This is a genomic window from Psychrobacter piscatorii (genome assembly GCF_043641605.1).
GTDB classification, from domain to species: Bacteria; Pseudomonadota; Gammaproteobacteria; order Pseudomonadales; family Moraxellaceae; genus Psychrobacter; species Psychrobacter piscatorii_C.
The window spans coordinates 96,180-108,951 of record NZ_JBHZRK010000006.1; the positions used below are offsets into that span (position 1 = coordinate 96,180).

General features: G+C 43.7%; 13 protein-coding genes. 5 read left to right on the plus strand and 8 right to left on the minus strand.

What is annotated here, in order from left to right:
• Nucleotides 1-47 precede the first annotated feature (47 nt).
• Both ACHUET_RS07410 and ACHUET_RS07415 read right to left on the minus strand, forming a co-directional pair.
• Nucleotides 48-821: a type III secretion system chaperone family protein gene (locus tag ACHUET_RS07410; protein ID WP_394211826.1), complete on the minus strand. Its 774-nt coding sequence runs from the start codon at nt 819-821 to the stop codon at nt 48-50.
• A 30-nt stretch (nt 822-851) separates the two neighbouring features.
• A complete protein-coding gene (locus ACHUET_RS07415) occupies nt 852-1,946 on the minus strand; it encodes a hypothetical protein (protein WP_394211828.1) in 1,095 nt (364 codons plus the stop codon).
• A 177-nt stretch (nt 1,947-2,123) separates the two neighbouring features.
• Between ACHUET_RS07415 and ccmA the strand changes: the two genes are divergently transcribed.
• The 5 genes from ccmA (at nt 2,124) to ccmE (ending at nt 5,544) form a co-directional block, all read left to right on the plus strand.
• Complete coding sequence (gene ccmA / locus ACHUET_RS07420; RefSeq protein WP_394211830.1) at nt 2,124-2,753, plus strand: heme ABC exporter ATP-binding protein CcmA; 630 nt, start codon at nt 2,124-2,126, stop codon at nt 2,751-2,753.
• Between the two features lie 135 nt (nt 2,754-2,888).
• A complete protein-coding gene (locus tag ACHUET_RS07425) occupies nt 2,889-3,545 on the plus strand; it encodes a heme exporter protein CcmB (RefSeq protein WP_238038900.1) in 657 nt (218 codons plus the stop codon).
• 228 nt (nt 3,546-3,773) lie between these two features.
• Nucleotides 3,774-4,562: a heme ABC transporter permease gene (locus ACHUET_RS07430; protein ID WP_394211832.1), complete on the plus strand. Its 789-nt coding sequence runs from the start codon at nt 3,774-3,776 to the stop codon at nt 4,560-4,562.
• A gap of 16 nt (nt 4,563-4,578) precedes the next feature.
• Nucleotides 4,579-4,800, plus strand: a complete 222-nt coding sequence (ccmD, locus tag ACHUET_RS07435) for a heme exporter protein CcmD (RefSeq protein ID WP_394211834.1) — start codon at nt 4,579-4,581, stop codon at nt 4,798-4,800.
• 240 nt (nt 4,801-5,040) lie between these two features.
• Complete coding sequence (gene ccmE / locus ACHUET_RS07440; protein WP_058025465.1) at nt 5,041-5,544, plus strand: cytochrome c maturation protein CcmE; 504 nt, start codon at nt 5,041-5,043, stop codon at nt 5,542-5,544.
• 86 nt (nt 5,545-5,630) lie between these two features.
• Here the strand turns inward: ccmE and ACHUET_RS07445 are convergent, their stop codons facing one another.
• The 6 genes from ACHUET_RS07445 to ACHUET_RS07470 form a co-directional block, all read right to left on the minus strand.
• Nucleotides 5,631-6,479 carry an aldo/keto reductase gene (locus tag ACHUET_RS07445; RefSeq protein WP_394211836.1) on the minus strand — a complete coding sequence of 283 codons (849 nt, stop codon included), beginning with the start codon at nt 6,477-6,479 and terminating at the stop codon, nt 5,631-5,633.
• Between the two features lie 367 nt (nt 6,480-6,846).
• On the minus strand, nt 6,847-7,842 hold the full coding sequence (locus ACHUET_RS07450; RefSeq protein WP_394211837.1) for a MetQ/NlpA family ABC transporter substrate-binding protein: 996 nt from the start codon (nt 7,840-7,842) through the stop codon (nt 6,847-6,849).
• A 169-nt stretch (nt 7,843-8,011) separates the two neighbouring features.
• Entirely contained in the window at nt 8,012-8,698 is a 687-nt protein-coding gene (locus ACHUET_RS07455; RefSeq protein ID WP_201597883.1) for a methionine ABC transporter permease, read from the minus strand.
• A 19-nt stretch (nt 8,699-8,717) separates the two neighbouring features.
• A complete protein-coding gene (locus tag ACHUET_RS07460) occupies nt 8,718-9,488 on the minus strand; it encodes a methionine ABC transporter ATP-binding protein (RefSeq protein WP_238038862.1) in 771 nt (256 codons plus the stop codon).
• A 254-nt stretch (nt 9,489-9,742) separates the two neighbouring features.
• The gene (locus ACHUET_RS07465; protein WP_394211839.1) at nt 9,743-11,818 is read right to left on the minus strand and encodes an ATP-binding protein; all 2,076 of its coding nucleotides are present in this window, start codon (nt 11,816-11,818) and stop codon (nt 9,743-9,745) included.
• Between the two features lie 76 nt (nt 11,819-11,894).
• Nucleotides 11,895-12,617 carry a response regulator transcription factor gene (locus tag ACHUET_RS07470; protein WP_058025471.1) on the minus strand — a complete coding sequence of 241 codons (723 nt, stop codon included), beginning with the start codon at nt 12,615-12,617 and terminating at the stop codon, nt 11,895-11,897.
• Nucleotides 12,618-12,772 lie beyond the last annotated feature (155 nt).

Consider the following 12,772-nt stretch of genomic DNA (forward strand, 5'->3'; position numbering starts at 1 on the left):
AAGGGCGGCCTTATTGCGTAAACTATATGAGTGAATAAACTGACGCACTACTGAACAAACTGCGTCGGTAAAAAGAATGTACGTGCATCTGATTGCTGGCGCAGCTCTGTCAGTAATGTCTGCATGTCTTCAGCAGGGTCCTGATTATTAATCAAATCGCCAAACAGCTCGCTTGCAACCGTGGTCATCGCAACAACGCTTTGTAGTGAGTGCTCAATGATCTCAGTATCGATACCAACCGCTTCGACATCGATCGCGTTTTTGTAGCGTATTTCCCCATCATTGACATCCATCTCTAGGTTGCCAATGAGCATGTCGTAGTTAATTTGAGTGATGAGTAGTAAGGCAGCGCTCTGATGACTCTCTGGTATCAAAAATGGCAAAATGCCATAGATTGCTAACAGTTTATTTTTTTCCTGAACACGAAACAGATAACCACAGTCTATTTTTTTATGACGCATTCTTAGGGACAAATGATGCGATTGCTGGCTGTCATTGGCTTTGGGACGATAGTGCGTATAGTGCCATTGCTTGTCATTGAAGTATTGCTTTAAGCAGTCAACAATGGGTGTGTCACTATGATTTTGTGGTTCTGAACTTAATTTTTCAGTTTTAAGGTGAGACGCATCTGCTTGCGCTTTTTCGTTGCTTTGAGTAGTGTCGTCTTCGGGTGCAGTTTTAGAGGTAGTATTATCAATGTCACTGTCAGCAAGTGATGACTGTGCTGGCTCGCTTATACCATCGATTACTGACTGCGGTGCAGAAGCCGTCAGTAATCGTTTGATTTTTTGCCATAAGCTGAGTTTATTGGGTTGACTCATAATAGTATGCTAACAAGTAAGAGTTATAAATTAATCGTGATTGAGAGCCAAACCTTCTTTGATAGCAGGCTGCGCATAGAATGCTTCTAGCATGTCACGAATATGAGCCGTTAACCAAGGCGTTTCAATGGCGTCGTATACGATAGGTAGTAGAGCGCTACTACATTGCGCCATAGCTGCTTCATCGATGTGCAAACTTGCAGCGATGGTAGCTATCGTATCAGACTGATGATTGGCATACCAAGTATCAATACTCGCTGATACCAAACTGTGCAAATAGGGTGACAGTCGCAGACGATTGTAGCTTTGCTGGATACCCGCTTCGATATGGTCGATACTGCTATTATCAGGCTCATCGCTTAAGTAGGTTTGTAGCTCACTGATAGGTTGGTCTTTGATACGATCCCAGCCCATGACCATCAGACGCGCCACTTCTTCATTTGACAAGTGTTCTTGTGCATTGGCCTCAGCTTTGCGCGTCAAGTCTTTGATATTGCGATGCAAATACGTTTGCAATTTTTCATCGAGGTTTCTGTTGGTCGCTTTCTCAAACGAGCTGCGCCCAAGCTTCATCAATTTACCAACGCCGCCCGCTTTATCAAGCGTGGTCTCCATAAAATCATTGATAGCGTGATAGAGCGTTTGGGTCAGCAGATCGGCAAAGGTTTCGTTACCGACCAGCGTATGAATGAGGACGTTACGCTGCTGCTCATGGCTACCAATATAGTTAGCAAGAGTCTGAATTTGGGTGTCATCGACCAGCTCAGACAAAGGCACGTTGTCATTGACTGGATGATAGATAATGGTATGCAAAATATCGCGGATATCTGTACGCATCACCTCAGTCATTGGCTGATTTAACAGCCAGTCTTTCATTAAATGCTGTAAATGGTCACAGGTGATGTATTTGCTTAAGGGCTGCGCGCCAAACCACTGCCAAGCTTCCATCGATAAAGGCTCGGCCTGCTTGTGCAACCACTGCTGCATAAAATCAACTTGCGCATCAATCAAACTGTCTATCGTCAAGCGGCTGGTTAATGGCGCTTTTGACAAGTTGGTATCCGCATTGTCGCTGTTAGTCTCTGCATCAGGCATTTGATTTTGGCTATCTTGTGAAGTCTGCATAGGTTTTGAAGTCATATTTTGAGGTTGTATTTTTTTGAGGTCGTACTTTTTGAAGTAAGAGTAATCGACAATTTGTTATACTGTGTGTTTGTGGTGAGCATAGGGTATTATGCCACGAACATTACCTTTGTTTGTGATGAATATTGACTGCTGCTTGATAAATAACCAGAGGTTTTGATGACGGTTTTGGATACGCCCGTACTAACGCTTGATGAGATGACGGTTCAGCGCGGCGAGATACCGCTCTGTGAAGGGGTGACGCTGCACCTGTCTGCCGGTAGCATTTGTCATCTGATTGGCGCAAATGGAACCGGGAAGACCACGTTACTCATGCAGATGGCAGGATTATTACCCATTCTGTCAGGAGAGGTTACTTATCAAGGGCAGGCGTGTTTGCCTATACAACCTTTATATGTTTCGCACCAGTTGGGTATCCATCCGAATCTAACCGTGGCACAAAACCTGACATTTTTATTGAATTTATATGGCATTACGCCTAGCGCTACCGATATTGACGATGCACTCACTTGGGTTGGGCTACAAGGGTTTGAAACGATCAGCTCAAGCCATCTATCCGCTGGTCAGACGCGGCGCATCACGTTGGCAAGATTGTATTTATTGACGCCAGCTGTCACACCACTGTGGTTACTTGATGAGCCGTTTACGGCGCTAGATGTCGATATGGTGGCACGTATGGAAGCACGGTTGTGCGACTTTGCGCAGGCTGGCGGCTCGATACTCATGACCAGTCATCAGGCAGTAGGTGTTGCCAATCAAATGCTCGATTTGTCAGATTACATGGTCTAAATGTGACTGCTATCAGTACCATCATTATCGGTAAAAGGATGAATAATGACCGACAGTCCAACGCAAGTGAGCACAACCATAACCGCGAATAAAAACTCAAATGTTATTGTCACAACGCCTCGCAGTATTGGGTTTATGCAGTTGTGGCGCCGCGAATGGCAAGTCAAGCAGCAAGGGGCGGTGCAATGGTTGTACCCATTGGTACTGTTTTTAGTGATTATCACCTTGTTTCCACTAGCGGTCGGTAGTGAGCCTGCGCTTTTGCAGCGTCTTGGCGTATCAGCCGTGTGGATTGCTGCATTGCTGTCACTGGTGATGGGGGTTGATGGCTTGTTCAAGCCTGCGCTTGATAATGGTACGCTTGCGCAATTGGTCGTTGCCAAAGCGTCACTACCGTTATGGGTACTGATTAGACTGGTCATTCACTGGATTTTTAGCAGTGGTATTGTGGCAGCGCTTAGTCTTCTTGCTGTGCCGCTATTTCAACTCAGTTGGTTTGAAGCGTGGATATTGATGGCGTCTATCGTGACAGGCAGTCCGATGCTTTTGATGCTATCCGCGGTTGCCAGTAGTTTAACGCTGTCATTGAAGAATGGCGCGGTGCTAGTGCCTTTGATTGCGTTACCGATGCAGTTGCCAGTATTGATTTTTGCTACAGGCGCGGTTGATTTATTTGCCACTGGCTTGAATGGCTTACCTATCTTGGCCTTATTACTGGCAGGAAGTATTATATCCGTCTTGGTCATGCCATGGGTCATTGCGCTGACCCTAAAAATGTCATGGCTCAATTGATTAATATATTTGCCAGATATTAAAAACCCAATCGCCTAAATCCAGTTATCTGAACGCCATGTATTAACATCGTGTTGAAAACGGGCAATTTTGCTATAATAGTCAATTGAATATGTAAACAGCTCTTTGTAGATTCTATCCAGTGTTTAACGCCAGCAGGTGAGCTGATAGTGTGCTTTTTAGGCCACGTCGGTCATGACCAGTAAGCTGTGTAATAGGTTTATTCCCATGCCCAACCTGAATAACGTCTCGTCTCCTAGCCTATGGCAGCGCATTTGGCAGGGCTTTTTGACCACCGTAGGCACCAAGCAATTCTTTCGAATCTTTAGTCCTTGGGTCAAGTGGCTTGCGATATTAGCCAGTCTTTGCTTGCTTATTGGTAGCGTGTGGGGTCTTGCTTTTGCGCCGCCTGATTATTTGCAGGGCAATAGCTACCGTATTATTTTTATCCATGTTCCAGCAGCCAGTCTTGCTATCTCTATTTATTTTTCCCTTGCCGTTTTGGGGGTGATTTATTTGGTGTGGAAGATTAAGACGGCCAGTCTGGTCGCGCAGGCACTTGCTCCGATGGGGTTTTTGCTGTGCGTGATCAGTTTGCTCACAGGATCTATTTGGGCCAAGCCAACGTGGGGGACATACTGGGTATGGGATGCGCGTCTCACTTCAATGCTGATATTAGCGTTTCTGTACGCAGGGGTGATGGCGCTATTTGCTGCTTTTGAACACACGGCCAATCGTGGTAAAGCGGCTGCTATCTTATCTATCGTGGGCGCGGTGAATCTGCCGATTATCAAGTACTCTGTAGAATGGTGGAACACCTTACATCAAGGTGCCACTTTTAGTCTGACCGAAGCACCGAAGATGTCAGCTGACATGTGGATGCCACTGTTGCTCATGATTATCGGTAGTTATTTACTGGTTGCGACCATGGCGATTTATCGTACCAATACGCTGATCTTATATCGTGACCAAGGCAAAGCGTGGGTCAAAGAATACATTCGCGCTCAACACAAATAACGGCTAGGAACCTACTATGCAGCCTTACTTTTATAGCATATCTGAGTTTATCGCCATGGGTAAGCATGGGGTCTTTGTATGGTCATGTTGGGCGATTACCATCGGCGTGATGCTGGCCTTTATTATTTATAGTCGCAGACAAAGACAAGCGCTTATCAAACAGCTGACTATTCAACAAGCACGTCAGGCACAGCGCACGACCAAAACATCCACACCGATCACCAAGCAATCTGACTGAGAAATTATCTTAATATCAGGGTTTTAGCGTAAGAAACCCTATCCTTTTACTGACAAAAATATGACCTCGCGAGTAGCTATAGGGCTTATTGATTTGTCCGAAAAATGCTATCATATGATCATTAGAAGATTACGATTAGAAAGACTTCTTAAAACGTTTTTCTAATCGTCGTTTCTTTAATATTTTCTGTTTTATGCGCTAATTGTCTTTAAAACAGAGACTCATCAACGAGGTAGAGGTATGAATGCAGTTCGTCGGAAAAAGCTGATGTGGGTGATGTTTACGCTGGCAGGTGCAGCTGTAGCAGTCATATTGGTTATTTATGCTATCGGGCAGCAAACCGACTATTATTTTGATGCGACCGCTATCGCTCAAGGTGAGGCGCCTCAAGACAAACGTATCCGTGCTGGTGGTATGGTGGTTGCAGGTAGTGTGCAGCGTGCAGCAGACAATCCATTGAATGTTGAGTTTGCGATTACTGACTTTCAATCAACCGTACCTGTGACTTATCAAGGTATTTTGCCAGACTTATTTGCCGAAAACTCAGGCGTCGTAGCCACCGGTAAAATGCAAGGGGATACCTTTGTCGCTGGTGAAGTATTGGCAAAGCATGATGAAAACTATATGCCACCAGAAGTCGCTAAATCCATGAAAGAAAACAATCGTAATGGGGTAGCAGTACCTTCTTCTGAACAGTATAATCCTGCCGAACGAATTCATGAAACTGAAACTCTGCAACAGTAATAATGATAAGTATTGATGACATAAAAAAAGGCCACCGATAATCGGTGGCCTTTTTAATACATTGCATTTAGCTATTCAGCTAATGATTAGTCATCCCATACAGGGCTATAATCAGGATGCTCAATCTTACGACCATCAGAGCTTGCTAGCTTGCCGATTTTTTCTAATTCATCTGCACTCAACTCTACTTTGATGGCGTCTAAATTGCCTTGTAAGTGATCAGGGTTAGACGTTTTTGGAATAGCAACACGGTCTTTATCCGACAAAATCCATGCCAATGAAATCTGCGCTGGCGTTACGTTATGCTTATCTGCAATTTCTTTGATAACATCATTATCGAATACATCGCCACGCGCTAATGGCGAGTAGGCTTCTAATAGAATATGATGGTTGTTCAAAAAGGTTTGTAATGTATCTTGCTTAATAAACGGATGAAATTCAACTTGGTTTACGACAATAGGCACATCCGCATATTTTTCAGCTTCAGTGATGTTAGCAATGTTAAAGTTCGAGACACCGATATGACGCGTTAGACCTTGCTTTTGTAATTCACACAATGCAGGGATGGTCTCAGATAATGGTACGCGATCATCAGGCCAATGTAGCAGCAACAGATCAACATAGTCCACGCCCAAATTTTCTAATGACTTTTGGGCAGCAGCTTTCAGCTTTTCTGGCTCAAACTTCATGTCATCAGGAAAAATTTTGGTGGTTAAGAAGAACTTATCACGAGCCACGCCAGACTGCTTAATACCTTCGCCAACTTCTTTTTCATTGTCATACGCTTGAGCGGTATCAATGTGCTCATAACCCATCTCTAGGCCCTTTTTTACCACATCTATGCAGTCTTGACCAGTTGACTGCCAAGTACCCAGTCCTAGAACGGGAATATTGGCTTTTCCAGCGGTACGAATATTATAGTTTTTAGTACTCATGTTTTTATCCTTATTTTATTTATAATTTATAGTATGTCTTGAGTTAAAGATGGTTTTAAACAAAACATTTAATATAGTTGATACTCTTAGAAAAACTTAGCTAACCTAAGCATTTGTTTAGTTCATCTAATAATCAAGCTTGTCTACTATAAGAAAAACTGGAGCAAAGTGGAAGAGCGTGTGACGCATCCCTACAAAGGACAAACAGGCTGTAACGTGATTTTGATCACCAGTTAGAATGTATAAACTGTTTAAAAATGCAAAATCTCAAACTCAATGCCATAAAAAAACGCCCATCACGGTTAAGTAATGGGCGCCGATAATCATTGAAATACCCTCATATTTGGGTACTTATGATCTTAATGTCTTACTGAGCAGCGGCTTCTGTAGTTGCAGTTTCTGTAGTTCCAGTGTCTGCAGTTTCAGTTTTGGCAGCAGTGTCCATGTGTGCGCTATGGTCAGTGCCCCAAATTTTTGGGTACTTGTAGCCAGGGAAGGTTTCATGAGCATACTTTTTGAAGGCTTCTGAATTATAGGCATTGGTGACATCTTCGACCCATTTCTTACCAGTATCAGCAGATTTGATCGCTGACCAGTTCACATAAGCAAAGCTTGGCTCTTGGAACAATGCGTCAGTCAGTTTGATGCCAGAGTCAGTTGCATAGTTACCGTTGATCACCGCGAAGTCAACTTCATCACGCGCGCGTGGTAATTGAGCCGCTTCTAGCTCAACGATGTTGATATCGTATTTGCTGTTGTCAGCGATGTCAGCTTTTGATGCAGTCAATGGATCGATATCGTCTTTTAGCTTGATCCAGCCAAGATCGTCCATCATGACCAACGCACGTGCAAAGTTACTTGGATCGTTCGGTGCAGAAACACTCATGCCTTTGAATGCTTCATCTAGGCTAGATTTTTTACCTGAGTAGATACCAAGTGGTGCGGTTGGTACTTGGAATACTTCAACAAGATCAAGGTTGTTCTCTTTTTTGAAGGTATCAAGGTAAGGCTTGTGCTGGAAGATGTTGATATCCAAATCGCCTTCAGCCAATGCAAGGTTAGGACGAACATAATCAGTAAACGCAATCAACTCAACTTCATAACCCTGAGCTTCAAGAGTTCCTTTCACTTGGTTACGAACCATATCAGCGAAATCGCCTTCAGTCGTACCGATAACGATTTTGGTATGTTCAGGATCGATGTCGCTAGTGCTAGCAGCAGTTTCTGCAGTGGCACCTTCGGTAACAGGCTCTTGAGTCGCTTCTGGCGCTGATGAGTTGCTACAACCAACTAAGACCAAACCTGATACGCCAACGGCAGCAAATGCGGTGGCTAACTGACGGCTGATATCTGTTAATTTCATAATATGTCCTTAATAATGAATGGGATTGAGTAAAGCGTTTATCGTCAATACATTAAAAAAGCAACATTATAAATAGTAATGCTGCTTTTTTGTGATAGCTGAGACAAGGGTTGAGTGTTGCCAAAAATAAACCTAGTCGCTCGCAATGTCAAGTATTCTCTAAAGCGGTTTAACGTTTGTCTAAACGATTGGCGAGCCAGTTGCCAGAGGCTTGAATCGATATAACCATGATGGATAGTACAATCACGATAAAAATCATCACCTCGGTCTGATAGCGATAATAGCCATAACGAATGGCCAAATCACCCAAACCACCACCGCCAATCATACCAGCCGCCGCTGAGTAAGATAGCAAACTGATACACAAAATGGTGACAGAGAGTACCAATCCTGAGCGCGCTTCATTGAGTAGCACTTTGATGATAGTAAAAGGCCTAGCGCCCATTGATTCGGTTGCTTCAATAATACCGCGCGGTACTTCACGTAAATTTTGCTCAACCAAACGCGCAAAATAAAATGAACCTGCAATCGCCAGTACGAGCGATGCAGCAATCGGACCGATACCAGTACCGACGATAGCCTTGGTAAAGGGGCTCATCGCAATCATCAAAATCACGAAAGGGAAGGCGCGCATAAAGTTAGTAATGCCGCCGAGTACGCCATATAGTGTTTTGTTTTGCAAAAACTGGCGATCACTAGATAAAAACAAGAATACGCCAAAGAGCCCACCGATAAGGATAGCGACTGTGGTTGAAATACCAAGCATGACGAACGTATCAACAAACGCGCTCACAATCTCTTTGCGTAGGGCAAGCAGCTTGTCTATAGAGGCGGATAATTCAGTACCAGTTAACATATCTATTTCTCCTGCCTCATTAGTCCTCAACGACTAAGCCTTTGCCAATCGGGGTAGTTGCCTGAATCAGACCATCTCGTACATCGGCCACTTCTAATAGCTGACCTTGATGCAATAATGCTGCGCGATCACAGAGTCTGCGAATGACACTCATCTCATGGGTTACGATGACAATGGTCACACCAAGTTGCTCATTGATATCGCGCAAACAAGTCAGCAAACTGCGAGTCGTTGCAGGGTCAAGCGCACTGGTTGGCTCATCAGCCAGCAATACTTTTGGACTCGGGGCAATCGCGCGGGCAATACCGACACGTTGCTTTTGCCCACCGGATAGCTGCGCAGGATAATGGCCAGCGCGATCAGTTAAATCGACAATCTCAAGACATTCCATAACACGTTTATGAATGTCGCGACTTGGATAACCAGAGATTTTTAAGTTAAATGCCACGTTGTCAAAAACCGTTTGATTAGACATGAGATTAAACTGCTGAAAAATCATACCGATATTGTGACGGGCGATACGCAGTTCACTGGCAGATAGCGTGGTCAAGTCAGTACCGTCTATCACCACTTGGCCTGAATCTGGACGCTCAAGCATATTAATCAAGCGTAATAAGGTAGATTTACCTGCGCCCGAATAGCCCATTAGACCAAAAATCTCGCCTTGTTTGATAGTCAGAGATGTCGGCTCAACAGCGGTAAACCAATGTGGTTTGCCGTCTTTGTCTTTGATTGATCGGTCGCTTAAAAAACTTTTGGTCACATCGTTTAAGACAATCATGTCATTCATGGAGGGCTCAAAATTCAATAAATTTTTTAATGGTCATCGTGTGTCGTTATGCTTCTATTACTAGATAAGAAGCCTATCAAAACAACAACAGTCAATAACCGTATAATAAGGGGCGGTAATATAGCATATTATCAGCCACTTTGGATATGCACATCCGTGACTGACTTATGATGAATAGCTATTAAGGAAGGAATGTTTGAGGGGTATCAGTGGGAGTAATATCAACAAAATAATGTATTTTCAAGTATAGCTGACTACTCATGCTGATTGTAATGAGGGTCATGTTTAACGGGTATGGCGACTAAGAATCGAGTATGACCGTTTAGCGTATCAGTAGTGATCCGCCCTTGATGCGCGGTGACAATCTGTGAAACCAAAGATAAGCCCAAACCAGAACCTTTGTTTTTCTGCTGCAATCGTACGAATGGGCTAAATACTTCTTCGCGCTTCTCTTCAGGAATACCTGTGCCTTCATCAATCACTGCTAGCACCGCGTATTTCGGTAGTGGGCGCACAGGCTCAGTTTTTGCCTTTTTTAGATGCTTAGCAAATAAGCCTTCTTTGCGCGGTGTGGCTGAGGCTTCGTTATTATTTTGGGTGTTGGCTTTAGCGCTGTTTTTCGCTTTATCTTTGTTGCCATTTTTGCTGATAGTTGTATCAGTTGCTACTTTGTCAGTTTTTCGATTGCTATCGTTTTTAAGAGCATGCGCACGATTATCGATTGTTTCATTTGTAGATTCGATAAAATCATTATGTACGGATTTTTTAGCGTCTTCATTAGAGTCTAGAGTGTCTTTAGAATCAGGAACGGCTTTCCAAATCACTTTATCTAAATCGGCACTAGCAATATGAGCATCAGGTTTTACAGAGCTTGGAGTGTTTTTAATAAAATTAAGATCTGTACTTATATCAACATTTATATCTTCATCGACTGTTAGATTTTCGCCATTCTTGTAGATTGGCGGCGCTGGCAAGGCAGCTATTGGCTCGACTGACTCAGTTTTGTCTTTATTGCTCAGAGTAGAGTCAGTGCTTTCGGACAAAGCAGATTCTTGTGCATCACTATTGGTATCAAGCGACTCTTCATAAGAGTCAAAATCCAACAAGCTATTATAATCGGTGAAACTGCTAGAGAGCACGGTCTGTAGTAGGTAATCAGGAACAGTGCCAGCCTCTTCGATAGTCTGAACGCCGTACAGTAACACAGTAACGGGCGGCTTGCCGTGAAGCATGGCATTGGTCAGTAGATTACGAATGAGATGAGTCAACATTGATGATTGACCATCGATCATGATGTGCTCACCAATCAGCGTGGCTTCAGGATAGTGCTGACGTTCTTGATTGACCAGATCGTATAAATCCAAGTTCTCAATTTGTTGTAAGGCATGACCTGCATCTAGACGGCTGACCAACAATATACTTTCGACCAAATCATTGAGACCTGACAGATCGCGAGTGATGGCATGAGCGCGTTTATCAAACTTGGCTTTGGTGTCAGATGGTAGCGCACCAGCCAACATATCCATCATTTCAACCTGCAAGCGAATGCGCGTGATAGGCGTACGCAGCTCATGAGAAGCATGTGCCAATAATAAATTATTGGCATCAACGAGGTGCTCAATCTTTTGCGCTGCTTGGTTGAACCCTCGCGCCAATGAGGCAATTTCGTCATTACCACGCGCGTTCACTCGGACCGTAAAATCCCCGTCGCCTAACTGAGCCATCTGCTGACTTAACTGATCGATACGCCATGTCATGGTACGGGCAATCAGCCACAGAACACCTGCCATAATAATGAGCAGCAACAACGTACCTGTAAACAGATTCAGCGCTGCAGAAAGTACGGGCTTCTTAGGAGGTAAACGTGACTCATACAGCAGAGTATAGCCAGTGCTGCTATAGACTTGAGCCTGCTTAGTAGGGGAGGTATCTGCAAACGAAGGGAAAACACGTGAAAATAAAGACGGCGTAGGTGGTAGCTCTAGCGGCAAATCGCTATTATCAGTTTGCATGAGCAACCGACCTTCGCTGTCGTACAAGCCCATTTTGGCCTGTAGTGACTCATCAAAAATATCAAAGCTTTTTTTGACAACAGCCAGCATAAACCTTGACTGTAAGCGATTGTCTTTACTGATAGAGATATTCAACTCATGCAGAAATGGATCAATCTGACCCAAAATCTGCGTGGCCAATATCTCTGAGCGGATTCCTGCGTCCTTGTCATGCACCAGTTGGGTCAATAGCACCATAGCAACTGCAAATAAAGTAAGTGCCAGCATAACGCTGGCAAATAGTTTGGCAAATACGGAACGAAAACCCAATTGCTGCATTAAACAATCTCTGTTATTGGACGCTAATATCGACTGAGCTTAATATGCTCTCTATCGACTAATCCATCTTTTACGATCAAACCTGATCAGTGGCAAATTGATAACCAACACCGCGCACCGTGATAATGCGTTTTGGTTGACGTGGGTTGTCTTCGATCAAAGCACGCAAACGTGAAATATGCACGTCAATGGCACGATCGATGTTATCTGAGCTGTCGTCGTTTGGCATTGCCTGCCAAAGTTGCTCGCGATTTAGCACTTTGCCAGAATGGGTAGCAAAATAGTGTAATAATTGGAACTGATGCGTCGTTAAACGTACAGGCTCATCATCGATAGTAACTTCATGACTGTCAGGGAACACACTCAAACGACCAAAAGTTAAGCTATCTGACTGGCTATCTGCTTGGTTTGGTTGTTCATGACGGCGGATAACCGCACGGATACGGGCAAGAAGCTCACGCGGCTCGAAAGGCTTCGCGATATAGTCATCAGCACCCATCTCCAAACCTAAAACGCGATCGGTTGTATCCCCTTTTGCGGTCAACATGATAATAGGCACTTTGTTGGTCATATTATTCTTGTTGCCACGAATTTTTTGACATACTTGCATACCATCCATGTCAGGCAACATCAAATCAAGTACGACCAAATCGATATCACGCTCTTTGGTATCTAACAGATCAAGACCTTCTTGACCCAAACCTGCATGATGGACGTCATAGTAATTCATGGTCAAATAATCACTGATCAGCTCTGCTAAATCTGGATCATCTTCAATCAATAAAATCTGCTTGCTCATGGGATATCCTCTAATTGTTGTTATAATTTGCCAAAAGTCTAATGTGTGCTAGTCGCTTAACTATGATACATGATAGAAGTATCAATAATTTTTACATTCTATGCCATTAAACCTTTGAGCCTCTAAGTTTTCAGGTATTTTAGAGTACTGAACTA

What these genes read in the sequence shown, in the direction of transcription:
- ACHUET_RS07410 (WP_394211826.1), bottom strand. Translation starts at nt 821, where the DNA reads ATGAGTCAACCCAATAAACTCAGCTTATGGCAAAAAATCAAACGATTA.
- ACHUET_RS07415 (WP_394211828.1), bottom strand. Translation starts at nt 1,946, where the DNA reads ATGCAGACTTCACAAGATAGCCAAAATCAAATGCCTGATGCAGAGACT.
- ccmA (WP_394211830.1), top strand. Translation starts at nt 2,124, where the DNA reads ATGACGGTTTTGGATACGCCCGTACTAACGCTTGATGAGATGACGGTT.
- ACHUET_RS07425 (WP_238038900.1), top strand. Translation starts at nt 2,889, where the DNA reads ATGCAGTTGTGGCGCCGCGAATGGCAAGTCAAGCAGCAAGGGGCGGTG.
- ACHUET_RS07430 (WP_394211832.1), top strand. Translation starts at nt 3,774, where the DNA reads ATGCCCAACCTGAATAACGTCTCGTCTCCTAGCCTATGGCAGCGCATT.
- ccmD (WP_394211834.1), top strand. Translation starts at nt 4,579, where the DNA reads ATGCAGCCTTACTTTTATAGCATATCTGAGTTTATCGCCATGGGTAAG.
- ccmE (WP_058025465.1), top strand. Translation starts at nt 5,041, where the DNA reads ATGAATGCAGTTCGTCGGAAAAAGCTGATGTGGGTGATGTTTACGCTG.
- ACHUET_RS07445 (WP_394211836.1), bottom strand. Translation starts at nt 6,479, where the DNA reads ATGAGTACTAAAAACTATAATATTCGTACCGCTGGAAAAGCCAATATT.
- ACHUET_RS07450 (WP_394211837.1), bottom strand. Translation starts at nt 7,842, where the DNA reads ATGAAATTAACAGATATCAGCCGTCAGTTAGCCACCGCATTTGCTGCC.
- ACHUET_RS07455 (WP_201597883.1), bottom strand. Translation starts at nt 8,698, where the DNA reads ATGTTAACTGGTACTGAATTATCCGCCTCTATAGACAAGCTGCTTGCC.
- ACHUET_RS07460 (WP_238038862.1), bottom strand. Translation starts at nt 9,488, where the DNA reads ATGAATGACATGATTGTCTTAAACGATGTGACCAAAAGTTTTTTAAGC.
- ACHUET_RS07465 (WP_394211839.1), bottom strand. Translation starts at nt 11,818, where the DNA reads ATGCAGCAATTGGGTTTTCGTTCCGTATTTGCCAAACTATTTGCCAGC.
- ACHUET_RS07470 (WP_058025471.1), bottom strand. Translation starts at nt 12,617, where the DNA reads ATGAGCAAGCAGATTTTATTGATTGAAGATGATCCAGATTTAGCAGAG.